Source organism: Qipengyuania flava (genome assembly GCF_011762005.1).
Taxonomy (GTDB): domain Bacteria; phylum Pseudomonadota; class Alphaproteobacteria; order Sphingomonadales; family Sphingomonadaceae; genus Qipengyuania; species Qipengyuania flava.
The window spans coordinates 21,237-46,985 of the sequence record NZ_JAASQU010000004.1 but is presented as its reverse complement, the minus strand read 5'-3'; the positions used below and the strand labels follow the sequence as shown (position 1 = coordinate 46,985).

Sequence of the window (25,749 nt, the reverse complement as noted above, 5' to 3'; positions counted from 1 at the left end):
CCTTGCCTATCGCACCGGCCACGCCTAATCGCAATCGTCATCCTTGTGGGTTGGTCGCGACGCGCGCCGCCCCCGATTGCAGACGATTCCGGAGATTTCATGCACATTCAGTTCAGCCAGTCCCGACCGCAGAGTGCGCGCCTTGTTGCGCAAGTCACTGACAAGGGCAAGCTTCCCGAAGGGCTCGAAAAGGCACTGGCGGAAGGCGCCGAGAGCGCGCGTTTCAAGGGCAAGGCGGGACAGCTTTTCGAAGGCTTCGTCGAGCGCGACGGGCAGGTCCTCCGGCTGGCGCTGGCAGGCGCGGGCGACCGCAATGACGAGGCGCGGCTGGCCAATTGCGAGAAGGCGGGCGCCGCGCTGGCTGCCAAATACCAGTCGATCGGCGATGCCGAACTGGTGCTCGACCTCGCGGGCAGCAGCCTGAGCGCCGAAGAAGCCGCCAGCGTCCTGCTCGGCCTGCGCCTGCGCAACTGGCGCTATGACATCTATCGCACCACGATGAAGGACGAACAGAAGGTCACGCTGGCAACGGTCACCGTGGTCGGCGCGCCCGAGGGGACCGAAGCTGCGTGGGACGAGCTGACCCATCTGGCAGCAGGCGTCGAATTCACCCGCGAACTCATCACCGAGCCCGCCAACATCCTTTATCCCGAGAGCTTCGTCGAACGCTGCCGCGAGCGCTTCGCCGGCACGGGGGCGGAGATCATCGTGCTCGACGAGGCCGAGATGGAGAAGCTCGGTATGGGCTCCCTGCTTGGCGTCGGGCTCGGCTCGGACCGCGAATCGCGCATTCTCGCGATCCGCTGGGACGGCGGCGAAGCGGGTGCCGCTCCGACCGCCTTCGTGGGCAAGGGCGTGACCTTCGACACCGGCGGGATCTCGATCAAGCCGGGACCGGGCATGGAAGACATGAAATGGGACATGGGCGGTGCCGGCGCGGTCGCCGGTGCCATGCTCGCGCTCGCGGGACGCAAGGCGAAGGCCAATATCGTCGGTGTCATGGGGCTGGTCGAAAACATGCCCGACGGCAAGGCGCAGCGTCCGGGCGACGTGGTCACCAGCATGAGCGGACAGACCATCGAAGTGCTCAACACCGATGCCGAGGGGCGGCTGGTTCTGGCCGATGCGCTCCACTGGACGCAGGAAGAGTTCAAGCCCGCGCGCGTGCTCGATTTCGCCACGCTCACCGGGGCGATGATCATTGCGCTGGGTCACGAATTTGCGGGCGTGTTCTCCAACGATGACGAGCTGGCGCGCCAGCTGCACGAGGCGGGCGAGGCGACGGGCGACCGCAACTGGCGGCTGCCGATCGGCCCCGCCTATGACAAGCTGATCAACTCGCCGATCGCCGACATGAAGAACATCGGCGGGCGTGCGGCCGGTTCGATCACTGCGGCGCAGTTCCTCCAGCGCTTCATCGCCGACGGTACGCCGTGGGCGCATGTCGATGTCGCGGGCATGGTCTGGTCGGACAAGCCCGGCCGGACCTGGGGCAAGGGGGCGACCGGTTACGGCGTGCGCCTGCTCGACCGCTTCGTGCGCGATACGATCGAAGGCTGACGCCGACCATGGCCGGGGGCACAGGCAGGATGCGACGCAAGGGCGACCTTGCAACCAAGACCTGCCTTGCCTGTGGCTTGGAATTTGCGTGGCGCAAGAAATGGGCGCGCGACTGGGATCAGGTCAAATACTGTTCCGAACGATGCCGGCGCAACAGGCCGGGTACGGCTGACACGGGGGGAGGGGACGCATGACCGGGACGACCCGCGTCGATTTCTACCAGCTCAGCCGCGATCCGGTCGACGTCACCGTCGCCAAGCTGGCGCGCAAGGTGCTTCAGGCGGGCGAGCGGCTGGTCGTGGTCAGCGCGGAAGCGGCGCAACGCGAGCATCTTTCGAAGATCCTCTGGGAGCAGGGCGGGGCCGCTTTCCTTGCGCACGGCATGGCCGAGGCGCCGCATGCCGCACGCCAGCCGATCCTGCTGGCGGATGCATGCGACGCGCCGAACGGAGCCCGTATGGCGCTGATCGCAGACGGGCAATGGCGCGAGGAGGCGCTCCGTTTCGATCGCGTGTTGCTGCTGTTCGACGGCGCGCAGCGAGATGCGGCCGCGGACTTGTGGCGCCGCTTCGCGCAGGACGAAACCGTCGACAACCGGATCAACAAGCAGGACGAAAACGGCACCTGGCGCGAGGGCCGCTGACGGAACCCATGGGGGGCTCGTGGGTCGATAGGATATGAACCGCCGTACACCCACCGCCGCCCGTATCGCCGCATTCAGTGCCGCCGCGCTCGCGCTCGGTGCTTGCAGCGCGGACGGCGGCAGCGAGGACGCGGAGGATGGCGCCGAAGCGAGGGGATCCTACGACATCGATCCCGCCACGGGCGAAACCCGCGCGCAATATACCGGAGACGACGGGACCACCACCACGCTGCGCTCGGGCGAGAAAGTACCGGTTGCCCTGCCGGCAGGCTTCACGATCTATCCCGAGGCGCGCGTGACCAACAATACTCGTGTCGAGCAAGGGGCGGGGCAATTGGTGCTGGTCACGCTCGAGAGCGAGGATACGCCCGAACAGATGGTGGCGCACTACCGCGCCGAGGCCGAAGCCGCGCAGATCGATGTTGCCACCTCTCTCAGTTCGGATGCGACCATGATGATCGGCGGCGAGGATGCGGACGGGACCAGCTTCTCCTTCACCGCCACGCGCGAGGAAGACGTCACGCAGGCGCAATTGTCGGTCGCACGCGGTCTCGAATGAATCTTGCCCGCGCGCGCGGGCGGCGCTAGGGGCGCGCGCGAGAATTCTCTCCCCCGAATAAAATCCACGCAAGGAAATCACCATGGCGGTTACCCGCACATTTTCGATCATCAAGCCCGACGCGACGCGCCGCAACCTGACCGGTGCGGTCACCAAGATGCTGGAAGATGCCGGCCTGCGCGTCGTCGCATCGAAGCGCATCCAGATGACTCGTGAACAGGCCGAAGGCTTCTACGCGGTTCACAAGGAACGCCCCTTCTTCGGCGAGCTCGTGGAATTCATGATCTCGGGTCCGGTCGTCGTGCAAGTTCTCGAAGGCGAAGACGCCGTCAAGCGCAACCGCGACGTGATGGGCGCGACCAACCCCGCCGATGCCGATGAAGGCACGATCCGCAAGACCTATGCCGAATCGATCGAAGCCAATTCGGTCCACGGTTCGGATAGCGACGAAAACGCCAAGATCGAGATCGACTTCTTCTTCAACGAAGACGAACTGGTCGGCTGAAGCGCCGTTCCGGCCGCGTGGCCGGCTAAGTAGTGACGCCAGTATTTCGCGGGGACGATCCGGAATAGGATCGTCCCCGTTATGTTGGGGGGACTGATAAACCGGCGTTTGACGCGCAGGGCCCGGGGCCGGGCCGTCTTCGCGCTCGTCGGCGCTCTCAACGCGCTTGATTATCGCACGGTGTCAGAGTTGCTCTCTCCCGATGCGGTCATGGTCGACGTCATAGGGCGGCGCATTGCGGGACGAGACCGCATACTAGCCAGCGATCGTGCCTTCCGCGAACAGGCCGACAGTCCGCAAATGACCGTCGGCACGCTCGATCATTCGCGAGGTGATGTCCTCGTGCGCGGGCACATGGACAGCCCGATGCCGGAGATCGATGGCAAGGTACTCTGGCGGGTCGGTTTCGACGGCGCGCGGATTTCCCGGATCGAGATCATTCGCCCGGGCGATTCGATGTCGGCGCCGCTTTTCGCAGCGCAAGCCGAAGCACGCGCGGCAATCTGCTAGTCAGCCTCAACCCGCCGCGAATTCTTCGATCTGCTTGCGATGCGCGGTGTGCTGGCCCCCGGCTGCACGATCGTGCTCCGCCCGCATTGCGCCAAGCGCTTCCTGCGACAGCGGAATGTCCAGCGCGGCATAGACCTGCGCGATCTCGCGCTCCCAATCGGCGTTGAGGCGCGCGAAATCCACATGGGCGACGTGTCCCTCGAAGGTCCCGAGCGCGCATTCGATACGCTGCTGGCGCAGCGCCAGCTTGCGTTGCCATTCCGCCGTCAGCCTGCCGAGATCGGCGCTGTCGCTCTGCATGCCGCTCTGGCTAGCGACCAGCGATACCGAACTTTCGAGCACTTCCGCTGCATCGCGGCGCGCCACCACCAGCCGCGCGTCGGGAAACTGCGCGAGCAACGCGGGCAGGTCTTCCGAGAACTGCGGGCATTTGAGCACCCGGGGGCGCGTCGCATCGCCCATCGTGGCCGCATCCATCCGCAGGATGCGCGCAAACTCCGCATAGACCGGCGTGGGGTCGCTCGCTTCGCTCCACGCGACGAAACCCGGTATGTGCCACTGCGCCTCGAATGTCGCGGGAGACAGAGCGCCGGCGAGCCAGCCGATTTCCTCGTCGGTGCGGGTCGACCCGAATGGATGCAGCGCTTCGAGCCAGGGATTGACCCGTCGCGCGATCGCCAGCGCTGCTCCGGCTTTGAAAGGACGCCAGTCGGGCGTGACGGGGACTGGATTGTGACTGTTGCAGAAGCGCGTGCCCGCATGGCGCGGATCGGCTGCAAGCAAGCGATGCATTCGCGTCGTGCCTGCGCGCATCTGGCCCACCACCACGATGGGCGCGGCGATCGGGGTTTGTGCGAGTTCCGGTTCGGTGCGCCAGATGCGGCCCAAGGCATGCCGTTTGCGGATCGCCGACGTCAGCTGGCCATAGGCCATGGTGTGACCCAGCGCGTTGAGGTCCGCTTCGGTTCGCAGGCTGGCGCAGAGGATTTCAAGCCGTTCGCGGAAATCCGCGACCTCGGCGTGGCCGCGACCGGCCGCTTCGTCAGCGGTTTCGAAACCGCGACTGCCGATCTCCCACAGATAGGCGGGCTCGAGATCGGGTTTGGGCGTGATGCCGCGATCCCATAGCGCCTGCAGCGCCCGGATCGACCAGTTGGCCGCTTTCGCGCGGGCAAGCGGGTGCGGGCGGGGCGGCAGCGAGCCCATGCGGCCTAGAATTCGTCCGCCGCGTCGAGCAAGCGGGTCACGCTCTTGGGGGCGACCTGCCGCCAACTGCGCTGCAGCCATTCGTCGACCGCTTCCCACTCGAGACCGGGGCGGTTGAGGATGATCCCGATCCAGCCGCTCGCGCCGTAATAGGCCGGCTTGTGATAGGCCTCGGGCTGGGTTTCGACCAAGTGCTCCAGTTCGTCCATCCCGCTGCATTTGACCAGCAGCGAGATGTGCGGCGTGCCGTGATGTCGATCGGAAAAATGGGCGAAATACTTGCCCGATTTCTCGCTTCCGACGCGGAAGCCGGGAGCCCCGTGGCTCTCGCGCTCATGCGTTTGTGGCAGGGCCAGCGCCAAAGCGCGTAGCCGCTCGAGCAGGTGCTGCGGATCGCTACCGCGCGATACGTAATCGCCGAGCACGCGGGGGTAGAGCTGGTGTTCGGCAAGGCGAACGCGCGCGGCCAGCGTGTCGGGCGTATCCCCGGGCGTTATAGCGACGGCGATCTGGCCGAGGATTTCACCCGCATCGAGCTCTTCGGTCACCAGATGGACGCTGACGCCGCCATGCGCATCCTCCGCCTCGATCGCGCGGGCGTGCGTATCGAGCCCGGTGTATTTGGGGAGCAGCGAAGGATGGATGTTGAGCATCCGGCCTTCCCAGCGTTGGACGAAGCCGGGGCTGAGGATCCGCATGTAGCCCGCCAGCGCGATATATTGCGCACCCGCTTCGAGCGCGGCTTTCTCCATCGCGGCATCGTGATCGGCGCGGCTCATGCCTTTGTGCGACAGGGCGAAGGTGGCCACTCCTTCGGTGGCGGCGATCTGCAGTCCGCCTGCGTCGGCATCGTTCGCAGCGACCAACACGATTTCATAGACGGCACCCGGCAGACGGCTGGCGTAGAGCAGCGCCGCCATATTGGTTCCGGTGCCCGAGACGAAGACCGCGACCTTGGCCTTGGCGGGCGATGTCTCGGCGTTCGTGTCAGCCAAGGTGGGTCGCCGACCAGTCCTCGCGCGCGGCCCAGGTGCCCGCCGATCCGCGCACGGTGCAGCCTTTCTCGCCGGCCGCGATACGGCCGACCGCAAGCACGGTTTCGCCCGCATCTTCGAGCCGCGAGCGAACGATTTCGGCATTGGCCGGATCGACCGCCAGCACCATGCCGACGCCGCAATTGAAAGTGCGCGCCATTTCCGCCGGTTCGATATTGCCCTGCGCCTGCAGGAAAGCCATCAGTCCGGGCTGGTCCCAGCCGTCTGCATCGACTTCGGCGTGCGCGTCCGCCGGCAGAACGCGCGGAATGTTCTCCAGCAAGCCGCCGCCGGTGATATGCGCCATCGCATCGACCAATCCGTCGCGCACGATCGGCAGCAGGCTCTTTACATAGATGCGCGTGGGTTCGATCAGCGCGTCGATCAGCAGGCGATCGCGATCGAACAGCGCGGGCCGATCGAGCTTCCAGCCCTTGTCTTCGGCCAGACGACGGACGAGCGAATAGCCGTTCGAATGCACGCCCGAACTCGCGACACCGAGCAGGATATGGCCCGGCGCAACGCGTTCGCCGGTCAATTGCTCGCCGCGTTCCACCGCGCCGACGCAGAAACCCGCCAGATCGTAGTCGCCCGCAGCATACATGCCGGGCATCTCGGCCGTTTCCCCGCCGATCAGCGCGCAGCCGGCCTGTTTGCAACCATCCGCAATGCCCGCAATGACGCGCTCGGCCACGCCGTTCTCCAGCTTGCCGGTGGCGAAGTAATCGAGGAAGAACAGCGGCTCGGCGCCCTGGACGATCAGGTCGTTGACGCACATGGCGACGAGATCGACGCCCACCGTGTCGTGCCGGCCACTGTCGATCGCCAGCTTCAGCTTGGTGCCGACACCGTCATTGCCCGCCACCAGCAGCGGGTCCTTGTACCCTGCCGCTTTCGGATCGAAAAAGCCGCCGAAACCACCGATTTCGCCGTCCGCACCGGGGCGCATCGTCGCCTTGACCAGCGGGCCGATTGCCTTGACCAGAGCATTGCCCGCTTCGATCGAGACCCCCGCCTGTTCATAGGTGTAGGAGGGGTCGTTCTGGCGCGGTTCGTCACTCATGTGTTCCGCCTTACGCATTCGCGCTTGGATTTCCAGCAGCCTTTCGGCAAAAGGCGCCCTGTTTTCCCCATGATCCAGACCCTTTCCCTCACCCCCGCGCTTCGTCGCTCCGCTGTTCTGGCTGCCGTACTGGCCGGCCTGTGCGCGCTCGGCGTGGTCGTTTGGGCACAGGTCGGTGGCGAGCGCGGTATCGCCCCGATCGCCTCGAGCAGCGATATCGAGGTCATGGGCATCGAGGTCGACGTGCGCGCCGAAAGCGGCTCGGCTGCACGCGAACAGGCATGGGAAGAGGCGCAGCGCAAGGCGTGGGCGCGGCTCGACGGTCCGAGCCTGAGCGATTCGCAGATCGCCGGACTCGTGTCGGCGATCGTCATCGAACGCGAACGGCTGGGCCCGAAGCGCTATATCGCGACGCTGGGCGTGGTGTTCGACCGCCAGCGCGCCTCACGCTATCTCGGCGCGGCGGGCGAGGCGACGCGTTCGGCGCCGATGCTGCTGCTCCCGGTCACGGTCTCTGCCGGAACGCAGATGGTCTATGAGCAGCGCAATCCCTGGCAGCGTGCCTGGGCCGAGTTCCAGGCCGGGCAGAGCCGCATCGATTATGTCCGCCCTGCAGGGGCCGGTGGCGATTCGCTGCTGCTGACCTACGGCCAGACCGGACGTCGCAGCCGCACCTGGTGGCGCAATGCGCTCGATCAGTTCGGTGCTGCCGATGTGCTCGTGCCCATTGCGCAGCTGCGCTACACCTATCCGGGCGGACCGATCGAGGGCACATTCACCGCGCGGTTCGGGCCGGACAATGAGTATCTCGACGGTTTCGACATGACTGCGGCTTCGCCCGCCGAATTGCCTGCCATGCTCGAACGCGCCGTTGTGCGCTTCGACCGCATTTTCACGCTGGCGCTGGCGGACGGCAAGCTGCGCCCCGATCCGACGCTCAACATCGGCACGCCCGAACTCGACCCTGCATTGCAGCGCCTGCTCGATCTTGGCCGCGCGTTGCGGGCGCAGGAGCGCGCTGCCGCCAGCGCCTCGCAGCCTACCGCCGAGAGCGGCGATGCGATCACCGCCGCGCCGATCCAGACACCTCCGCCTGAGGGCTCGGTCGCGCTTTACACGGTTCAGGTCGCAACGCCGGACGCGGCGGCCTTCGACGGTTCGATTTCCGCGGTGCGCGGGACCCCCGGTGTCCGCAGTACGGGCGTCCGCAGCACCGCGATCGGCGGGACCTCGGTGATGACGGTGAGCTACGCCGGTTCCATTGCGCAGCTCGCCGATGCCCTGCGCGCCCGTGGCTTTACCGTTCGCCAGGGCAGCAACGCGCTCGCCATCAGCCGCTGACGCGCTCGCGATGAGTTCGCAGATCGCGCTCCCGCTGATTCCCGCCGGAAGCGGCGAACCCGCCTCGATCATCCTTGGCGTAGGCAACCGCGCGGTTGCCGATGCGCTGCGCGCACCCGAAAGTTGGCCGTTCCGAACCGCGATCCTGCATGGCCCGCCACGCTCGGGAAAATCCTTGTTCGCGCGCTGGTTTGCCAATCAGCAGGCCGGCGGGGTGATCGACGGCGTCGAAGGGCTCGACGAGACCGAGATTTTCCACCGCTGGAACCGCGCGCAGGAAGATGGCTTCCCGCTGCTGCTGGTGGCGGACGGGCTGCGCTGGGATATCGAACTGGCCGATCTGCGCAGCCGGATGGGGGCGGCCCTGCAGCTCGAGATCGGCGCTCCCGATGACGATCTGGCGCGCGACCTCATGCTGTCGCATGCCGCCCAGCGCGGGCTGGCGATGGGCGAGGGTGCCCCCGCCTATCTCGTGCCGCGGATGGAGCGCAGCTACGCGGCCATCGAGAAAATCGTGACCGAAATCGACCGGCTCAGCCTTGAACGGCAGGTTCCGGCAACCCTATCTGTATGGCGTGACGCGTTGGAAGCGGTGCAGGGGCCGGACCAGGCCCGCTTGATTTAATTGTTTCCCGATGGGAGAATGTGCCGATGTTCGAACGGCTTGTCGCTTATCTCGACAGCGTGAAGGCACGCGATCCGGCCCCCCGCAGCCGGTGGGAGGTCCTGACCTATCCCGGCGTCTGGGCGGTGTTCTACCACCGTATTGCGCACTGGCTGTTCGAGGCCGAGCTGTTTTTTCTCGCCCGGCTGGTCAATCACTGGAGCCGGATGGTCACTGCCATCGACATCCACCCCGGTGCGAAGATCGGCAAGAACCTGTTCATCGATCACGGATTCTCGGTAATCGGCGAAACCGCCGAAATCGGCGACAATGTGACGATCTACCAGTGCGTGACGCTGGGCGGAACCAACCCGACCAATGGCAAGGGGGGCAAGCGCCATCCGACCATTTCCGATGAAGTGATCATCGGGTCGGGTGCGCAAGTCATTGGGCCGATCACCGTGGGCCGCCGCGCGCGGATCGGTGCCAACGCGGTGGTCACCGACGAGGTGCCAGAAGGCGCAACCATGATCGGTCTGAAGGCGCGCAGCACGCTGGTGCCCGCCGAACAATGGCTCAAGGAATTCATTCCCTACGGCACACCCTGCGACGACCCTTGCGAGGGCGTGCGCGAGGTGAGTCGCGACTGCGTCGAGAAGCTCGAGGTCGAGCTCAAGGCGCTGCGCGCCGAAGTCGAGGCGATGCGTGCCGGGCGCGAGCCGGCGCCGCGTAGCGGAACCGACGATTGATGAGTTTTCTCGGGGAAACGGTGGTCGCCTTTCCGGGGCGGCGGCCGCAACAGGTGGGGTTCAGCCGCGAAGAATTGACGCGCATCCTCGATCTTTACGGACGCATGGTCGCGGCGGGCGAATGGCGCGACTATGCGATGGACTTCACCAGGGATGTCGCGGTGTTCGCTGCTTTCCGCCGTGCTGCGGAACGGCCGCAGGCGCGGATCGAGAAACGCCCGGCGCTGCGCAACAAGCAGGGCATGTGGACGCTGTTCGGCGAACACGGGCAGGTGCTCAAGCGGGGGCACGAATTGCCTGGCGTGATTGCGCCGGTGGAACGGCGGCTGCTCAAGGCGATCGACGACTGAGCAAAGAAAAAGGGCCCGCGCCGCAGCACGAGCCCCCTTCCTGATTTATGTCCGAAGGATCAGCCGCGGGCGCTGTCGGGGCCGGTTCCGGTCACCTTCTGCATTGCGGTCAGGATCGCGCCCGACTGCTCGCTGCCCGACTGCGGGGCCTTGAGGTTCGAGAACTCGCTGATCTTGTCCCAGTTTGCGGCAAAGCCTTCGACCGTGCGTTCCTCGTCCTTGAGCCAGACCGCGTCGTTCATGACGGTCCAGGCGCTGTGGAAGCCCCCGGCGCCCGCGCCGACGATCGCATTGGTCGGCGCGTCTTCGCTGACGAGGAAAAGCGCGGCGGGAACCACGTTCACCGGATCGAACAGCTTGAAGGCTTCCTCGGGGAACAGGTCTTCGGTCATGCGCGTGCCGGCAACGGGCGAGATCGTGTTGATCTTGATGTTGTACTTCGCGCCTTCCAGCTGCAGCGTCTTGGTCAGGCCGGCGAGGCCGAGCTTGGCGGCACCGTAGTTCGCCTGGCCGAAATTGCCGAACAGGCCGGTCGACGAAGCGGTCATCAGCACGCGGCCATAGGCCTGTTCGCGCATGGTTTCCCACACTGCCTTGGTGACGTTCGCCGAACCGTTGAGGTGCACGTCGACGACGAATTCGAAGTCGTCCATCGTCATCTTGGCGAAGGTCTTGTCACGCAGCACGCCGGCATTGTTGATGACGACATGCACGCCGCCCCACTTCTGCTTGGCGTCGGCGACCATCTTTTCCATCTGCTCGTATTCAGTAACCGAGCCGCCGTTCGACACCGCTTCGCCGCCGGCTTTCTCGATTTCCTCGACGACCTGCAGCGCCATGTCCGAATGGCCGGTGCCGTCGCGCGAACCACCGAGATCGTTGACCACGACCTTGGCGCCGCGGCGGGCGAGTTCGAGTGCATATTCGCGACCCAGTCCGCCGCCTGCGCCGGTGACGATGGCTACCTTGTCCTTGAAGTCGATGCTCATGGGGCTGCTCCTGCTTTGTCGTTTACGTAAAGGTCAATTTGCGCGGCTGCGTGGCACGTTCGCTGGGCACTTGCAACAGCCGGTATGACGCGGGGCCATTCCGTAGCGGCGGACCGTTCAGTCGAGGCGCGCAAGCGCCGGAATCAGCTCGGCGAGCGAATCGATCTCGGCATCGGCGCCCAGTTCGCCGCGCGGCTTGTCGCAATAGCCGTAACGCGCCCCGATCACGGGAACCCCGGCGGCACGCGCCGCCATGACGTCATAGGAGCTGTCACCGACAAAGGCGAGGCTCCCGCCGCCGCCGCGCTTGACCGCTTCGAAGACCGGGTCCGGCGCGGGCTTGGCCTTGCCCTTGCCCATCGTGTCCCCGCCGATGATCGCCACGAACCGGTCGGCCAGATCCAGCGTGGTGAGGATTTGCCGGGCGAAGCTCTCGAACTTGTTGGTCACAACCACCATCGCAATGCCGCTGTCGCGCAACTGATCGAGCACTTCGCGCGCATGCGGATAGGGGCGGGTGTGGACCGCGTTGTTCTCCGAATAATAGGCCAGCATGGCCTTGTAGAGCTTGCGGAATTCCTCTTCGGGCAGGCCTCCCTGCTCGTCCACCGCGCGTTGCAGCATGATCTTGGCACCGCCACCGATCAGATCGCTGGCGTGATCGGCGGGCACGGGTTCGAAGCCGCCCAGCGCGAGCGCATGATTGACCGCAGCCCCCAGATCGCGGTGCGTTTCGAGCAGGGTTCCGTCGAGGTCGAAGCCGATGGTGGCGAAAGGCAGGTCAGGCATGCGGCAGGCGGTGGCGGAAGGTTCTTCAAACTGCAAGCGATTGGTGGCAAGGCATCGCGCCATGACCAGTTCACGCGAATTCGCCGCCATCGTCCTTGCCGCGGGCAAGGGCACCCGCATGAAGAGCCGGACGCACAAGGTGCTGCATCCGATCGCCGGACGCCCCATGCTCGACCACCTGCTCGCCACGGTAGACGCCTTGCAACCGACCCGGAAGGTCGTGGTGGTGGGCGCGGGGCGCGACCAGCTGGACCAGGCGCTCGGCGGGCGTGCCGATACCTGCCTGCAGGAACCCCAACTGGGCACCGGTCACGCGGTGCAGCAGGCGGAAGAAAGCCTCTCCGGGCACACGGGCGATGTGCTCGTCCTTTACGGCGATGTCCCCTTCGTGAAGGGCGAGACGATGCAAGCCATGCTCGATCGGCTCCACGCCGAGGACGCGCCCAAGGTTGTGGTGCTGGGTTTCGAACCCGACGAACCGGGCCATTACGGCCGGGTCATCGCCGATGCCGATGGACGGATCGAGAAGATGGTCGAGTTCAAGGACGCAAGCGACGAGGAACGCGCCTGCCGGCTGTGCAATTCGGGAGTGATGGCCGCGCGTGGCGCCGACATGTTCGACCTGCTGCGCCGTGTCGGCAACGACAATGCGCAGGGCGAGTATTATCTCGTCGACATCGTCAACATCGCGAATGCCGATGGCGACACCTGTGCGGTGATTTCTGCCGAAGCACCCGAAGAAGTCACCGGGATCAACAGCCGCGCAGAACTGGCGGCGGCCGAGGCGCAATGGCAGCGCGAGCAGCGCGAACACTGGATGGCTGAAGGCGTCACCTTGCGCGCGCCCGAGACCGTTTTCTTCAGCTACGACACCGAGCTTGCGCCCGACGTGACGATCGATCCCAACGTGGTGTTCGGCCCCGGTGTCTCGGTGGCCACCGGCGCGCATATCAAGAGCTTCAGCCATCTCGAGGGCGCGAGAGTCGGCGAGGGCGCGCAGGTCGGCCCCTACGCCCGCCTGCGGCCCGGTGCAGTGATGGAGAAAGACAGTTTCGTCGGCAATTTCGTCGAGATGAAGAAGGCGACGCTGGGCGAGGGCGCCAAGGCGAGCCACCTGACCTATCTCGGCGATGCCGAGGTCGGCGCGGGTGCCAATATCGGCGCGGGCACGATTACCTGCAATTACGATGGCTATTTCAAGCACAAGACGGTGATCGGCGAACGTGCATTCATCGGTTCGAACAGCGCGCTGATCGCCCCGGTGCGGATCGGTGCGGATGCGATCGTCGCCGCAGGCAGCGCGGTTAGCCGCGATGTCGGCGACGGCGATCTGCGCATGGTGCGCGGCGAACAGGTGGTCAAACCCGGCTGGGCCGACCGGTTTCACGACGCCATGAAAAAGAAGAAGGCCGCCGCCAAGAAGTGAGGGTGCTGGCGGCCTCGATGCTGCTGCTCGCCGGTTGTGCCGGTGCAGAGCAGGGTGATGCCGTTTCGCAGGAAAGCAGCAAGGCCCCGGAAGCCCCGGCCAATCGGACTGGGGCAAGCCCGGTGCCGCCCCCGGCAGCAACGAAGCAGGTGGACTGCACCGCGAGCGAGGAGACGGTTTTCTCCTGCGCAATGCCCGGTGGCAAGCGCCTCGCGGTCTGCGCGCCATCCGCGGGCCCGGCCCAGTATCGCTTTGGCACGAAGGAGCCCGAACTGGTCCTGCGTGGCGGGAAATGGGCCCGCGCGATGTATTCTGGCGGGGGCGAAGCGCAGATCGCCTTTGCCTTTGGTGACACGCGCTACATCGTGTTCAGCCGGATGGTGCGGACCAATTTCGCGGCGGGCGAGCCGAACTATCCGGCCATCAGCGACGGCGTGCTGATCATGCGCGATGACGAACTCGTTGCAGTGCGGCCTTGTGCGGGCGGCCAGGCGGATATGCCGGTGCAATACGATGCCGCCGAGCGGCTCTTTGCGCAGGAGGATGAACTGTTCACCGACGAGACCATGCGGGCGGATCCCGATTGGTCGAGGGAGTAAGGCCATCCTGTTGGCTGTGCGAGCGTCCGCTGGGGCGGCGCGTGCAGCAGCACCACCCCGTGCCCAAGGCGAAGAAGGGCCGCGAGACCGTGCCCGTCCATCCGATCTGCCACCGCGCGATCCACGCCAATTTCACCAATGCGCAGCTGGCGCGGATCGGCGCGGACCGCGGGGCGCTGCTGGCCGAGGAGGCGCTCGCGCGGTTCGTGGAATGGGTGGCCGACAAGCCGCCCGATTTCCACGCCCCGACGCGCAAGCCCCGCTGATCAGTCGGCGAGCCGCTGCAGCAAGTAGATCATCTGCAACGCCTGGATCTTGGCGCGCTGTTCATTGTCCACCCCGCCCGAATGGCCGCCGGTCATGTCCTCGAAGTAGAAATAGTCCTGGCCGAGTTCCTTGACGCGCGCCGCGCCCTTGCGCGCATGCGCCGGGTGCGTGCGGTCGTCGGCGGTCGAGGCCCAGAAGAACGGCGCGGGATAGTCCTTGCCCTCGAGCAGCTTCTGATAGGGCGAATAGGGCTCGATCCAGGCACGCTGTTCGTCGATGCGCGGATCGCCATATTCGCCGGTCCAGGAAGCGCCGCGACCGATCAGGTGATAGCGAAGCATGTCGAACAGCGGGATCTGGACGATCGCCGCGTTGAACAGATCGGGACGCTGAGTGAAGGCGGTGCCGACCAGCAGGCCGCCCTGCGATCCACCCTGGATACCGAGATGCTCGGGCGATGTGATCCCGCGCGCGATCGCATCTTCGGCGATGGCGAGGAAATCGTCCCAGGTACGCTGCTTGTTTTCGCGAATTGCGCTCTGGTGCCAGCCGGGGCCGAATTCGCCGCCGCCCCGCATGTTGCCGAGAATGTATGCCCCACCGCGTTCGAGCCAGATCTTGCCGATCGAACCGAGATAGGAAGGCAGGCGCGGGACCTGGAAACCGCCATAGCCGGTCAGCAGCGTGGGATTGGTCCCGTCCATCACCATGCCCTTGGGCTTGACGAGGAAATAGGGGATCTTGGTCCCGTCGGCGCTGGTCGCCTCGTACTGCTCGACTTCCATGCCCTGCGCATCGAAATAGCTCGGCGATGTCTTCAGCACCTCGGGTGCGCCGCTGCCGTCCGAATAATAGAGCCGCGACGGGGTGAGGAAATCGGTCACCGAATACATGATCTCGTCAGAGCCGTCCGAAGCGGCCACGACATCGAGCGTGGAATTGTCGGGCAACTGGACTTCGCTCGACACCCATTCGCCATCGACATGATCGAACTTGAGCACACGGCCGCGCACGTTGTCGAGCAGGCTGACGTAGAGGCTTTCGGCGGTGTTGGCCGCGGATTGCTTGGTCTGCTTGTCCTGCGGTGCCCAGACCAGCGTCTTGGCAGCGCCGTTCGGATCGGCCTTGAATGCTTCGAGGTCGACCGACACCAGCGCATCGGCGGGGAAGGTCTGATCGCCGACTTCCCAGTCGACATCGGTCGAGAACAGCAACTGGCCGTCGATCAGGCCATAGGGCGAAGCCTTGAGCGGCAGTTCCAGCCGGAGCCATTCGCCATCATGCTGCCAGTAATATTCGGTCTCGTGGAAACTGACCGCACGGAAGGCGTAGGTGCCGTGGACTTCGCCGGTGTGATCGCGCAGCAGCGAGGCACCCGACCAGACATCGGCTTCTTCGCCGCGCCAGATCTCTTCCGCCTGTTCGATCGGCGTGCCGCGCTTCCAGATGCGTGCGGTGCGCGGATACTGGCTCTCGGTGAGCGTGCCTTCGCCGAAATCGCGGCCCACCAGCAGCGTATCGGCATCGATCCACTCGATCCCGCCCTGGCTTTTCTCGTCGAGCACGAAGCCGTCCGCCACGAAGCTCTTCGCCGCCATGTCGAATTCGCGCAGTACGGTGGCGTCTTCACCGCCGTCGCTCAGCGCGATCATGCACAGGCGCTGCTCGGGGGGCAGGCAGGTCGAACCCTTGTAGACCCATTCACGCCCCTCGGCTTCAGCCAGCGCATCCACGTCGAGGACGGTTTCCCACTGCGGATCGTCGGTGCGATAGCTTTCCAGCGTCGTGCGGCGAACCAGCCCGCGCGGGTTCTGCTTGTCCTGCCAGAAATTGTAGAGGCCGTCGGGACGGATCGTCACATAGGGAATGCGATCTTCGCTATCGTAGATTGCCAGCGCTTCGGCCTTGACCGCGTCATAGCGCGGGTCGCCCGCGAGCAGATCCATCGTCCGCTCGTTCTCGGCGCGCACCCAGTCGAGAGCCTTGTCGCTGCGTGCCTCCTCCAGCCAGATGTAGCTGTCCTGTTCGGGGCCGGGGATGCCGTCCTGTGCGGCGGCAGGGGTGTTCTGTGCAAAGCTCATGGCAGCGGCAATGGCCAGCGCGGATACGAGTTTCAAGGGCGTCTCTCCAGATTTGCTGAAGTGGTCCCTGCCGCTCGACGGGCCGCGCGACAACCCTTACTCGATCAATTGCTTGGCAGCAGGTCCCGGCGCAGCCAGACCTCGATGCCGCGGTCGTGAATGCGTTCCTCGGCAATCACGGCATAACCTTTCGGCAGCGTGGCGGTGACATAGCCCAGCGTATCCTGGTTCTGCAGTGTGAAAGCGCGATCGGCGGTTACCACGATCGGCGGGCGTTCACCCATGATCCGGCGCACCTCGTCAATCTGACGGACTTCGAGCGCGTCCCGCTCCAGCGCGTTGTTGAGATGGTCGGGATAGATCAATCGCGTGGGCAGACAGCTTCCGGTTGCGGTATAGAGCGCGGTCGGACCGTCGAAGACCCATAGGCACTGTTCGCCATCCACATGCGGTTGGATCGCGGCAACCAGCCCATCCATCGCGCGGCGGTGGTCCTGCGAAGCCTCGTAGCGATCGGGCAGATAAAGCAGGCCGATGCAAGCAATCGTCACTGCGCCAAGCGGCACGATCCCGACGGGGCCCTTGCGATCGAGAAAGGGCAGGGCGACCAGCAGTACGCCAGGGGCCAGCGCGGCGAAGTAATAGGCATAGACGGTCGAAGGCAGGAAGACGGTGGCGAGCGCTGCCGCCAGCATGCCGCAGAAGAACAGATAGCTGCGGCTGTTTTTGGGCCGGCTCATTCGCAGGCTGCCGTAAAGCCCGGCCACCGTCAGCACGACCAGCGGCATCACGAAGATGGTGTATTGGTCGGCGAAGCGTCCCATGGGCGCGGGCGCGCGCAGGAAGAAGCTGACGAAATTGGCGAACCAGAATTCGTCCCATCCGCCCATCGCGAGGTAGAACAGCCCGACCAGCAGCGTCGGGAGCAGGCCGAGCACCGCGAAGCCCGCTGCGATTCCGGCGATTTGCGGAAGGTTGCGACCAGCCCGATACTGGCCCCACAACGCCCACAGGCCGAAGAACAGGCATTGCGGTACCACCGTGTATTTGACCTGCAATGCAACCCCGCCGATCGCCATCGCCATGCAAGCCCGTTTCAGGGCGTCGGGATGGCTGGTATCGCGCACCAGCAGGGCCATGCCCAGCATGGCCGGGACGTGGTAGATCTCGGTCTGCGCCGAATGCGACCCGTAGATCGTCATCAGCACGATATAGAGCAGCGCGAGCACGCCGGCGGTGGTCGTATCGACCAGCAGCAGCGCAAGCCGGCGCAGCAGCAGCGCGCCCAGCACGATGAAGATGGTGGCGAACAACTGGTACGACCAGGGCGCGGGAAGTCCGCTGGCATCGGCGAGACCGAACAGCAGGAACAGGCCGAACGGTTTGCGGTCCCACAAATCGACAAAGGGCAATTGCCCGTGCCACAACTGGCTGCCGATCAAGGCATAGAGCTGTTCGTCGATATCGGCGTTGTGATCGCCGAGAAACGGAAAGCGCACGGCGAGGGCGAACAGGCTCAGCCCCAGGATCAGCCACAGGTCCGTGCGCGCCCACTGGCGATCCTGCGCCTTCGCTGGCGCGCTGTCGAGGCTGACTGCCGTCATCGAACCGATTGATCCCCTGCAAGATACGGTGCGGTCCTCGCATCGCATGGTTAATTATCGGTGTCCGCGGGGGAGGCCCACAAACGAAAAGGGCGACCCGCGGGCCGCCCTTCGTGTTCTATATGGTCGAGCGGGCGTCAGCCCTCGACGTGTTCCGCGAGGACCGTCAGCCCGTTTTCGCCGACTTCGGCAAAGCCGCCGCGGACCTCGATGGTTTCGGGCGTGCCGCCTTCGGTCTTGAAGACCTGCACCGCACCGTCGCGGATCGTCGACATGAAGGGCGCATGGCCCTCGAGCACGCCGAATTCGCCATCGGTACCGGGAACGACGACCATGTGGACGTCGTCCGAGCGGACCAGCTTGGCCGGCGCGACGAGTTCGAAGTGGAGGGCCATGGGCTTATGCGTCCTCGGCCAGCTTCTTGGCCTTCTCGACCGCCTGGTCGATACCGCCGACCATGTAGAAGGCGGCTTCCGGCAGGTGGTCGTATTCGCCTTCAACGACGGCCTTGAACGACTTGATCGTGTCTTCGAGCTGCACGAACACGCCCGGGATGTTGGTGAACACCTCGGCGACGTGGAACGGCTGCGAGAGGAAGCGCTGGATCTTGCGCGCGCGGGCCACGGTCAGCTTATCTTCTTCCGACAGTTCGTCCATGCCGAGAATGGCGATGATGTCCTGCAGGCTCTTGTACTTCTGCAGCGTCTCCTGGACCTTACGAGCGGTCTCGTAATGCTCCTGGCCGACGACGCGCGGTTCGAGAACGCGCGAGGTCGAGTCGAGCGGGTCGACGGCCGGGTAGATGCCCAGTTCGGAGATCGCGCGGCTCAGCGTGGTCGTTGCGTCCAAGTGGGCGAACGAGGTTGCCGGTGCCGGGTCGGTAAGGTCGTCGGCGGGAACGTAGATGGCCTGGACCGAGGTGATCGAACCCTTGGTGGTCGAAGTGATGCGTTCCTGCAGGTTACCCATGTCGGTCGACAGTGTCGGCTGGTAGCCCACGGCCGAAGGAATACGGCCGAGCAGTGCCGACACTTCCGAACCCGCCTGCGTGAAGCGGAAGATGTTGTCGACGAAGAACAGCACGTCCTGGCCTTCGACGTCGCGGAAGTATTCCGCCATGGTCAGGCCCGACAGCGCGACGCGGGCACGCGCGCCCGGCGGCTCGTTCATCTGGCCGAACACCAGCGCCACCTTCGATCCGTCCGAAGTGGCGTTGCCGTCGGCGTCCTTGGCGATAACCCCGGCGTCGAGGAATTCGTGGTAGAGATCGTTACCTTCCCGGGTACGCTCACCCACACCGGCGAACACGGACACGCCGCCGTGGCCCTTCGCGATGTTGTTGATCAGCTCCTGGATCAGCACGGTCTTGCCCACACCGGCGCCGCCGAACAGGCCGATCTTGCCGCCCTTTGCGTAGGGGGCGAGAAGGTCGATGACCTTGATGCCCGTGACGAGGATCGCAGCTTCGGTCGACTGGTCGATGAACAGCGGGGCCTCGGCGTGGATCGGGCTGGTCTGTTCCGCGCCGATCGGGCCGCGTTCGTCGATCGGCTCGCCGACGACGTTCATGATGCGGCCGAGCGTCTTCGGGCCGACGGGGACCGAGATCTGTGCGCCGGTGTTGACGACTTCCTGGCCGCGGACGAGACCGTCGGTGCCGTCCATCGCGATGGTGCGGACGGTGTTCTCGCCGAGGTGCTGCGCGACTTCGAGGACCAGCGTGTTGTCGCCGTTCTTCGTTTCGAGCGCGGTCAGGATGGCGGGCAGGTCGCCTTCGAACTGCACGTCGACGACGGCGCCGATGACCTGGCTGATGGTGCCGTTGGGGCTCTGGTTCAATACGGGTGCGGTGGCCATGATCTATGTCCTGACTTGGGGTTTATCGCGCCTTAGCCGACGCAAACATTTTCCGGATCGGCAAAGGCCCATTCGCCTTCGCCTGCAGTGAGGGTCGCTTCGTTGCGCAGATATTCGTCGTCGCCGAGGCCGAAGTCGCACACGACATCGGGCGAACCCAGGCCGGCGCGCTTGCAGACCGCGGTGTTGACCGCTTCCTCGTCGGGGCACGCTTCGGCATACTTGGCCGAAAACAGCGCCTGGTCGGGGGCGGGCAGCGTTTCGATCGGCTCGGGCGTCGCAACCTGTTCGGGTGCGGTCTGGGCCGCGGGCTCTTCACCACAGGCGGTCAGCAGTGCGAGCGGAAGGAGGAGGGCAAGCTTGTTCACGTGATGTCCTTAAAGTGCTTCGGCACCGGCGATGATTTCGATCAGCTCGGTGGTAATGGCGGCCTGGCGGCTGCGGTTGTACTGGATGGTCAGCTTGTTGATGAGGTCGCCGGCATTGCGCGTGGCGTTGTCCATCGCCGTCATCGAGGCGCCCTGTTCGGAAGCTTCGCGCTCGAGCAATGCGCCGAACAGCTGCGTCTTGACGTAACGCGGCAGCAATTCCTCGAGAATTTCCTCTTCGCCGGGTTCGTAGGACACCACTGCGTCGCCACCCGTGGCCGCCGTCGCGTCGGTTTCGGGCGAGGGGACGGGGATCAGCTGGTCGACGGTCGGGTCCTGCGCCAGCGCCGATTTGAACACCGGATAGACGAGATGGGCAATGTCGAATTCGCCCTTCTCGAAGCGCTCGATCAGATCGTCGGCGATCGCTTCGGCTTCGGGGAAACCGATGTTGCGGACTTCCGAGGTGTCGAAGTGCTTTTCGATGCGTTCGGCATAGTCGCGCTTGATCGGTGCGCGGCCCTTCTTGCCGACGAGGTAGAACTGCACGTCCTTGCCTTCGGCGATCAGCGCGCGCGCCTTGGCCTTGGCGGCCTTGACGATGTTCGCGTTGAGGCCACCGCACAGGCCCTTGTCGGTGTTGACAACCACCAGCAGGTGGCGCTGGTCGGCACCGGTCCCTGCGAGCAGCTTGGGCGCACTGTCGCCGCTGACCTTGCTCGCCAGCGATGCCATCACGCCCGTCAGCCGTTCGGCATAGGGGCGTGCGGCTTCGGCAGCGGCCTGCGCACGGCGCAGCTTGGCCGCGGCGACCATCTGCTTGGCCTTGGTGATCTTCTGGGTCGACTTGACCGAGTTGATCCGGCCCTTGAGTTCCTTGAGGCTAGCCATTTCGGCTCCCTATCTTCGTGTCTCTGGGGCTCAGGCGAACTGCTTGGCGAAGGTCTTGAGCGCCTCGACGACCTTGTTCTTGGTGTCGTCCTCGAACTTGCCGGTGGTGCGGATTTCCTCGAGCACCGCAGCATGTTCGGACCGCATGTAGCTGAGCATCTGCTCTTCGTACTCGGTCACGCGGTCCACCGGAACGGCGTCGATATAGCCATTGGTGCCGGCAAAGATCGACACCGTCTGTTCTTCGAACGGCATCGGCGAGAACTGCGGCTGCTTGAGCAGCTCGGTCAGGCGTGCACCGCGGTTGAGCAGCTTCTGCGTCGCGGCGTCGAGGTCCGAACCGAACTGCGCGAAGGCAGCCATTTCGCGATACTGGGCGAGGTCGAGCTTCATCGAGCCCGAGACCTTCTTCATCGCCTTGGTCTGCGCGGCACCGCCGACGCGGCTGACCGACAGGCCGACGTTGATGGCCGGACGGATGCCCTGGTAGAACAGGTCGGTTTCGAGGAAGATCTGGCCGTCGGTGATCGAGATCACGTTGGTCGGGATGTAGGCCGACACGTCGCCTGCCTGCGTTTCGATGATCGGCAGCGCGGTCAGCGAACCGCCGCCATTGGCGCCGTTCATCTTGGCCGCGCGCTCGAGCAGGCGGCTGTGAAGATAGAACACGTCACCCGGATAGGCTTCACGGCCCGGAGGACGACGCAGCAGCAGCGACATCTGGCGATAGGCGACGGCCTGCTTGGAAAGGTCGTCGTAGCAGATCACGGCATGCATGCCGTTGTCGCGGAAGAATTCGCCCATCGCGCAACCGGTGTAGGGTGCGAGATACTGAAGCGGAGCGGGCTCCGAGGCGGTCGCGGCGACGACAATCGAATATTCCATCGCGCCGTTTTCTTCGAGCTGCTTGACGATTTGCGCGACCGTCGAACGCTTCTGGCCGACGGCGACATAGACGCAGTAGAGCTTCTTGCCTTCGTCGTCGCCCGCATTGACTTCCTTCTGGTTGATGAAGGTGTCGATCGCCACGGCCGACTTGCCGGTCTGGCGGTCGCCGATGATCAGTTCGCGCTGGCCGCGGCCGACCGGCACGAGTGCGTCGATCGCCTTGAGGCCCGACTGCACCGGCTCCGAAACCGATTCACGCGGGATGATGCCCGGCGCCTTCACTTCGACGCGGCGGCGTTCGGCGGCTTCGATCGGACCCTTGCCGTCGATCGGGTTGCCGAGCGCATCGACCACGCGACCGAGCAGGCCCTTGCCGACGGGAACGTCGACGATGGTGTTGGTCCGCTTGACGCTGTCGCCTTCGCCGATTTCCTGGTCCGAGCCGAAGATAACCGCACCGACGTTGTCGGCTTCGAGGTTCAGTGCCATGCCCTGAACGCCGTTGGCGAATTCGATCATTTCACCGGCCTGGACGTTGTCGAGGCCGTGGATGCGGGCAATACCGTCACCCACCGACAGCACGGTACCGACTTCGCTCACTTCGGCTTCGGTGCCGAAATTGGCGATCTGGTCTTTGATGACCTTGGAGATTTCTGCGGCGCGGATATCCATGATGTGTGTCCTTTAAGCCTTCATGGCCTGGGAAAGCGAATTGAGACGGGTGCGGATCGATGCGTCGAGGCGCTTCGAGCCGATGGTGACGACGAGGCCGCCGAGCAAGTCGGGGTCGACCTTCGTGGAAAGCTTTACCGTGCGGCCTTCGCGCGCGGTCAGCTTGGCCTTCAGATCGGCCAGCTGGCTATCGGTAAGCGCGTGCGCACTGCTGACTTCGGCTGTGACTTCGCCGCGCTGCGCTGCCGCGATCGCGCGGAAGGCGCGAATGACCTGGGGCAGTTCGCCGAGGCGGCGGTTCTGTGCCAGCACACCAAGGAAGTTCTGCGTCAGTTCGGACACGCCGAGCAGGGCCGAAACGCCCCACAGCGCCCTCTGCGCCTCGCCGCGCGAGACCTTGGGGTTGGTGGTGACGGCTGCCAGCTCGCTCGATTCGGCAAGTGCGACCTCGACCTTGTCGAGGTCCGATTCGACCGCGGTCACGGTTCCGTTTTCGCTAGCGAGATCGAACAGGGCCGATGCGTAACGCCCTGCCAGGCTAGCCTGAATACCGGCGGAATTATCCACGCGCTTGAGGTCCTCTCGGGTCCGGAAGAAAAGTCTGTGCGACCAAGTCGGTCACGGGCGCTTGCAAGTGCCCCAGACAAGGTCGGCGCGCGCCTAGCAAAGCCCCCCGTCGATGGCAAGCCGACTCCGGGCGCTGAATCTGGACACGCTGCGGGATCGGCGTAGGATGCGTAGCATAAAACAACCAATCGTATGGGAGAGATGCGATGGAGATGGTGCCGCTGGCCCCTGCTTGCGGGGTCGAGATAAGGGGTGTCGCGCTGACGCAGGCGCAGGGGGATTCGCTCGAGGCGATAAGGCAGGCGGTCTACGAGAATGGCGTCGCGTTGTTCCGCGACCAGCACGATTTCACCCCCGAAGCGCATATTGCCTTTGCCCGGCGCTGGGGCGGGATCGATCTGAACAACTACTTCCCGCTGACCGAGGGCCATCCCGAGATCGCGGTGGTGCGCAAGCGCGCCGACCAAGTCACCAATATCGGCGGGGGATGGCATACCGACCATTCCTACGACCAGGTCCCCGCGATGGGCTCGGTGCTGGTCGCGCGCACCTTGCCGCCCAGTGGCGGCGATACGCTATGGGCGCATATGGGCGCGGCCTATGATGCGCTGTCCGATGACCTCAAACAGGAGATCGAGGGGCTGGAGGCCTACCACAGCGCCGACCATATCTATGAGGAGGACGGGCTGTATGCGCAGACCGACATGGCGGCCGATCTGCGCGGCCAGTCGTTACGCACGGGTGCCACGCATCCGGTCGTAATCCGCCATCCGCATACCGGGCGCCGGCTGCTGTACGTGAACAGCGCTTTCACACTCAATTTCGTCGGGCGAACGCGTGCGGAGAGCCTGCCGCTGCTGCAGCGGCTTTACGATGCGGCGACTGCGGCGGACAATATCTGCCGGGTGGCGTGGGAGCCGGGCTCCGTGGCGATCTGGGACAACCGCACGACCTGGCACCTCGCCATGAACGACTATCAAGGCTACGCGCGCGAAATGCACCGCATCACGCTGACCGGCGAACCGCTGGCGGCCTAGTTACGCGTGCTGCACTCGTAGACCAGTCGCTCGTTTGCCTGACGCGGCAACTGGGCGAGGACTTCGCCCTGCAGGTCGCCGAGCCTGGCGGCGGCGTTGTCGCTGCCGCACTCGGGCGCGGAATATTTGCTGCGCGCTGTTCGCGCCTCGCTCATCGCCTCGCGCGGCAGCAGATAGCGTTCGGTGCGGAAGATGCGGCGATCGGGGTCGAAACTGCTGACCGACACGGCGTCTTCCCCATTGGGTACGAAGACGCGGCTCCAGCTGCCCCCGGCCAGCCCGTATTGCGTCCGTTCGTTGACGCAGCCGTCGGCAGTCCAGTCGAACTCGATATCTTCAACCTTGGCGCTGGTCACGCGGCTGCGCTCGGGCACCAGCCGGCACAGCAGCGCCAGATCGCCACCCGGCGCTTCGGCCTCGCCTTCGCCGTCGTCGGGATCCTGCATTGCGGCTGCGACGCGCCGGTCGATTTCATCCAGCCCCGGGCGGGTCAGATAGGCGGCAATCGCGGCGAGCACGAGGGCGGCACTCGCACCGCCGACGATGCGTGCACGCTTTTCGTCGCGCGGATCGGCCTGCCACAAGGCCAGCGCCCATTGGCCCAGTCCGAAAGCGACCAACAGCAGCACGACGGCGAGGAACACGCGGTCCTCGCGTTCGACGAACACACCCTGTTCGGCTTCGAGCAATGCACGCTCACGCTTGATGCGGCGCGCTTCTGCGCGTTCGGCAAGGTCCGCGCGTGCGGCCGACTGTTCGCGCTCCATCCGGTCGCGTTCGGCCTCATCGAGGTCGGCCATCGAGCGGCACTCGGCGGCAATGATGCGCGGCTCGACATCGTTGGCGCGCAGGAAGGGCACCAGTTCGCGGTTCGAGACTGCAAAGAAGAACTCTGCATCGCCGCCGTCATTGTCCGCGCCGAAACTGTTGACGCCGACGACGCGACCGCAGGGGTCGAGCAGCGGGCCGCCCGAATTGCCACGTGCGATCGGGGCGGTGTGCAGGATGGTGTCGAACTGGCGGCTCGGCCGCGCGCCCGAGACATAGCCGCGGCTCTTGACCGGCGGCTGGCTGCGGAAAATATCGCTCAGGTCGAGCCCCTGCGCACGGTCGACGTTCATCGGATAGCCGACGCTGGTGACTTCGCCGCTGTCGGGTGGGGCACCCCCTGCCAGTGCGAGCGGGGGCAGACGCAGGCTGCCGGTGATGCGGATCAGTGCAAGGTCGTTGCGCGCCAGAACCGCGACGATCCTGCCGTAAACCGCCTCGCCGCCGCCATTGGGGACGATGCCGATCTGCATGGCTTCATCGCGCAGCGCATCGCGCACCACATGCGCATTCGTGACCACCGTGTCGCCCGACACCGCGAAACCGGTGCCGTGGCTGATCGGAAACAACTCGCCGTTGTTGTCACCGATGATGACCACGCGCACCACGCCGCGCGCCGCCGCATCGATATCGGCGGGTTCGGCCTGCGTCGGCATGGGCGTCAGCGCAGGTGCGACCAGGGCGAGCAGGATGGCGAGGCGGGCGAGAAAGCGGCTCATTGGCAAGCGCTTGTGGCGGCCAATGGCTTTGATCGCAAGCTTC

Annotated in this window: 28 protein-coding genes; 14 read left to right on the top strand and 14 right to left on the bottom strand. The window is 65.2% G+C overall.

Annotated features, from left to right (window positions below):
* Nucleotides 1-99: 99 nt before the first annotated feature.
* From FHS69_RS12600 to FHS69_RS12575, 6 genes are all read left to right on the top strand, one after another.
* The gene (locus FHS69_RS12600; protein ID WP_166777989.1) at nt 100-1,560 is read left to right on the top strand and encodes a leucyl aminopeptidase; all 1,461 of its coding nucleotides are present in this window, start codon (nt 100-102) and stop codon (nt 1,558-1,560) included.
* Between the two features lie 29 nt (nt 1,561-1,589).
* On the top strand, nt 1,590-1,754 hold the full coding sequence (locus FHS69_RS12595) for a DUF2256 domain-containing protein (RefSeq protein WP_166777988.1): 165 nt from the start codon (nt 1,590-1,592) through the stop codon (nt 1,752-1,754).
* Entirely contained in the window at nt 1,751-2,203 is a 453-nt protein-coding gene (locus FHS69_RS12590) for a DNA polymerase III subunit chi (RefSeq protein WP_067463987.1), read from the top strand. Before FHS69_RS12595 ends, FHS69_RS12590 begins: the two co-directional genes overlap by 4 nt.
* A gap of 34 nt (nt 2,204-2,237) precedes the next feature.
* Nucleotides 2,238-2,762 carry a hypothetical protein gene (locus FHS69_RS12585; protein WP_130586954.1) on the top strand — a complete coding sequence of 175 codons (525 nt, stop codon included), beginning with the start codon at nt 2,238-2,240 and terminating at the stop codon, nt 2,760-2,762.
* Nucleotides 2,763-2,844: 82 nt separating this feature from the next.
* A complete protein-coding gene (gene ndk, locus FHS69_RS12580) occupies nt 2,845-3,267 on the top strand; it encodes a nucleoside-diphosphate kinase (RefSeq protein WP_067463994.1) in 423 nt (140 codons plus the stop codon).
* An 81-nt stretch (nt 3,268-3,348) separates the two neighbouring features.
* Nucleotides 3,349-3,777, top strand: a complete 429-nt coding sequence (locus tag FHS69_RS12575; protein WP_279588323.1) for a nuclear transport factor 2 family protein — start codon at nt 3,349-3,351, stop codon at nt 3,775-3,777.
* A 6-nt stretch (nt 3,778-3,783) separates the two neighbouring features.
* Here FHS69_RS12575 and FHS69_RS12570 read toward each other — a convergent pair whose 3' ends face one another.
* Genes FHS69_RS12570 through purM form a run of 3 tightly spaced genes read right to left on the bottom strand, consistent with a single transcriptional unit; the run spans nt 3,784 to nt 7,080 of the window.
* Nucleotides 3,784-4,983: a sulfotransferase family protein gene (locus FHS69_RS12570; RefSeq protein WP_166777986.1), complete on the bottom strand. Its 1,200-nt coding sequence runs from the start codon at nt 4,981-4,983 to the stop codon at nt 3,784-3,786.
* Between the two features lie 5 nt (nt 4,984-4,988).
* Nucleotides 4,989-5,978 (bottom strand): phosphoribosylglycinamide formyltransferase, encoded by a 990-nt coding sequence (gene purN / locus FHS69_RS12565; RefSeq protein ID WP_166777954.1) that lies wholly within the window; start codon nt 5,976-5,978, stop codon nt 4,989-4,991.
* Nucleotides 5,971-7,080, bottom strand: a complete 1,110-nt coding sequence (gene purM, locus FHS69_RS12560; protein WP_166777985.1) for a phosphoribosylformylglycinamidine cyclo-ligase — start codon at nt 7,078-7,080, stop codon at nt 5,971-5,973. The genes purN and purM overlap by 8 nt, the downstream gene beginning before the upstream one ends.
* Nucleotides 7,081-7,149: 69 nt before the next feature.
* Between purM and FHS69_RS12555 the strand changes: the two genes are divergently transcribed.
* The 4 genes from FHS69_RS12555 to FHS69_RS12540 are packed head-to-tail and all read left to right on the top strand — an operon-like array spanning nt 7,150 to nt 10,124.
* Nucleotides 7,150-8,421: a heavy-metal-associated domain-containing protein gene (locus FHS69_RS12555; RefSeq protein WP_166777984.1), complete on the top strand. Its 1,272-nt coding sequence runs from the start codon at nt 7,150-7,152 to the stop codon at nt 8,419-8,421.
* 10 nt (nt 8,422-8,431) lie between these two features.
* Complete coding sequence (locus FHS69_RS12550) at nt 8,432-9,046, top strand: HdaA/DnaA family protein (protein ID WP_166777983.1); 615 nt, start codon at nt 8,432-8,434, stop codon at nt 9,044-9,046.
* 26 nt (nt 9,047-9,072) lie between these two features.
* On the top strand, nt 9,073-9,774 hold the full coding sequence (epsC, locus tag FHS69_RS12545) for a serine O-acetyltransferase EpsC (protein WP_067464011.1): 702 nt from the start codon (nt 9,073-9,075) through the stop codon (nt 9,772-9,774).
* Nucleotides 9,774-10,124: a DUF2794 domain-containing protein gene (locus FHS69_RS12540; protein WP_166777982.1), complete on the top strand. Its 351-nt coding sequence runs from the start codon at nt 9,774-9,776 to the stop codon at nt 10,122-10,124. The genes epsC and FHS69_RS12540 overlap by 1 nt, the downstream gene beginning before the upstream one ends.
* Before the next feature lie 59 nt (nt 10,125-10,183).
* Here FHS69_RS12540 and FHS69_RS12535 read toward each other — a convergent pair whose 3' ends face one another.
* Together FHS69_RS12535 and FHS69_RS12530 are read right to left on the bottom strand one after the other, a co-directional pair.
* On the bottom strand, nt 10,184-11,113 hold the full coding sequence (locus FHS69_RS12535; RefSeq protein ID WP_067464017.1) for an SDR family NAD(P)-dependent oxidoreductase: 930 nt from the start codon (nt 11,111-11,113) through the stop codon (nt 10,184-10,186).
* Between the two features lie 117 nt (nt 11,114-11,230).
* A complete protein-coding gene (locus FHS69_RS12530; RefSeq protein WP_166777981.1) occupies nt 11,231-11,902 on the bottom strand; it encodes an HAD-IA family hydrolase in 672 nt (223 codons plus the stop codon).
* A 61-nt stretch (nt 11,903-11,963) separates the two neighbouring features.
* Between FHS69_RS12530 and glmU the strand changes: the two genes are divergently transcribed.
* The 3 genes from glmU to FHS69_RS12515 are packed head-to-tail and all read left to right on the top strand — an operon-like array spanning nt 11,964 to nt 14,193.
* The gene (glmU, locus tag FHS69_RS12525; RefSeq protein ID WP_166777980.1) at nt 11,964-13,328 is read left to right on the top strand and encodes a bifunctional UDP-N-acetylglucosamine diphosphorylase/glucosamine-1-phosphate N-acetyltransferase GlmU; all 1,365 of its coding nucleotides are present in this window, start codon (nt 11,964-11,966) and stop codon (nt 13,326-13,328) included.
* Nucleotides 13,325-13,927 (top strand): hypothetical protein, encoded by a 603-nt coding sequence (locus tag FHS69_RS12520; RefSeq protein WP_166777979.1) that lies wholly within the window; start codon nt 13,325-13,327, stop codon nt 13,925-13,927. Before glmU ends, FHS69_RS12520 begins: the two co-directional genes overlap by 4 nt.
* Nucleotides 13,912-14,193: an HNH endonuclease gene (locus FHS69_RS12515; protein ID WP_082837570.1), complete on the top strand. Its 282-nt coding sequence runs from the start codon at nt 13,912-13,914 to the stop codon at nt 14,191-14,193. The genes FHS69_RS12520 and FHS69_RS12515 overlap by 16 nt, the downstream gene beginning before the upstream one ends.
* On the opposite strand, the gene FHS69_RS12510 is transcribed toward FHS69_RS12515, so the two are convergent.
* The 8 genes from FHS69_RS12510 to FHS69_RS12475 form a co-directional block, all read right to left on the bottom strand.
* Nucleotides 14,194-16,311: a prolyl oligopeptidase family serine peptidase gene (locus FHS69_RS12510; protein WP_341801791.1), complete on the bottom strand. Its 2,118-nt coding sequence runs from the start codon at nt 16,309-16,311 to the stop codon at nt 14,194-14,196.
* Nucleotides 16,312-16,379: 68 nt separating this feature from the next.
* Nucleotides 16,380-17,879 carry a glycosyltransferase family 39 protein gene (locus FHS69_RS12505; protein WP_166777978.1) on the bottom strand — a complete coding sequence of 500 codons (1,500 nt, stop codon included), beginning with the start codon at nt 17,877-17,879 and terminating at the stop codon, nt 16,380-16,382.
* Nucleotides 17,880-18,016: 137 nt separating this feature from the next.
* Nucleotides 18,017-18,274 (bottom strand): ATP synthase F1 subunit epsilon, encoded by a 258-nt coding sequence (locus tag FHS69_RS12500; RefSeq protein ID WP_166777977.1) that lies wholly within the window; start codon nt 18,272-18,274, stop codon nt 18,017-18,019.
* 4 nt (nt 18,275-18,278) lie between these two features.
* Entirely contained in the window at nt 18,279-19,736 is a 1,458-nt protein-coding gene (gene atpD, locus FHS69_RS12495; RefSeq protein ID WP_067464035.1) for a F0F1 ATP synthase subunit beta, read from the bottom strand.
* Between the two features lie 32 nt (nt 19,737-19,768).
* Nucleotides 19,769-20,104 carry a hypothetical protein gene (locus tag FHS69_RS12490; protein WP_067464038.1) on the bottom strand — a complete coding sequence of 112 codons (336 nt, stop codon included), beginning with the start codon at nt 20,102-20,104 and terminating at the stop codon, nt 19,769-19,771.
* A 9-nt stretch (nt 20,105-20,113) separates the two neighbouring features.
* Entirely contained in the window at nt 20,114-20,995 is an 882-nt protein-coding gene (locus FHS69_RS12485) for a F0F1 ATP synthase subunit gamma (protein WP_166777976.1), read from the bottom strand.
* 30 nt (nt 20,996-21,025) lie between these two features.
* Nucleotides 21,026-22,555, bottom strand: a complete 1,530-nt coding sequence (atpA, locus tag FHS69_RS12480; protein WP_166777975.1) for a F0F1 ATP synthase subunit alpha — start codon at nt 22,553-22,555, stop codon at nt 21,026-21,028.
* Between the two features lie 12 nt (nt 22,556-22,567).
* Complete coding sequence (locus FHS69_RS12475) at nt 22,568-23,122, bottom strand: F0F1 ATP synthase subunit delta (RefSeq protein ID WP_166777974.1); 555 nt, start codon at nt 23,120-23,122, stop codon at nt 22,568-22,570.
* Between the two features lie 206 nt (nt 23,123-23,328).
* Here FHS69_RS12475 and FHS69_RS12470 point away from each other — a divergent pair, with 206 nt between their 5' ends.
* Nucleotides 23,329-24,159 carry a TauD/TfdA dioxygenase family protein gene (locus tag FHS69_RS12470; protein WP_166777973.1) on the top strand — a complete coding sequence of 277 codons (831 nt, stop codon included), beginning with the start codon at nt 23,329-23,331 and terminating at the stop codon, nt 24,157-24,159.
* Here FHS69_RS12470 and FHS69_RS12465 read toward each other — a convergent pair.
* On the bottom strand, nt 24,156-25,706 hold the full coding sequence (locus tag FHS69_RS12465; RefSeq protein WP_166777972.1) for a S1 family peptidase: 1,551 nt from the start codon (nt 25,704-25,706) through the stop codon (nt 24,156-24,158). The two genes, FHS69_RS12470 and FHS69_RS12465, sit on opposite strands and share 4 nt — an antisense overlap.
* Nucleotides 25,707-25,749: the final 43 nt, after the last annotated feature.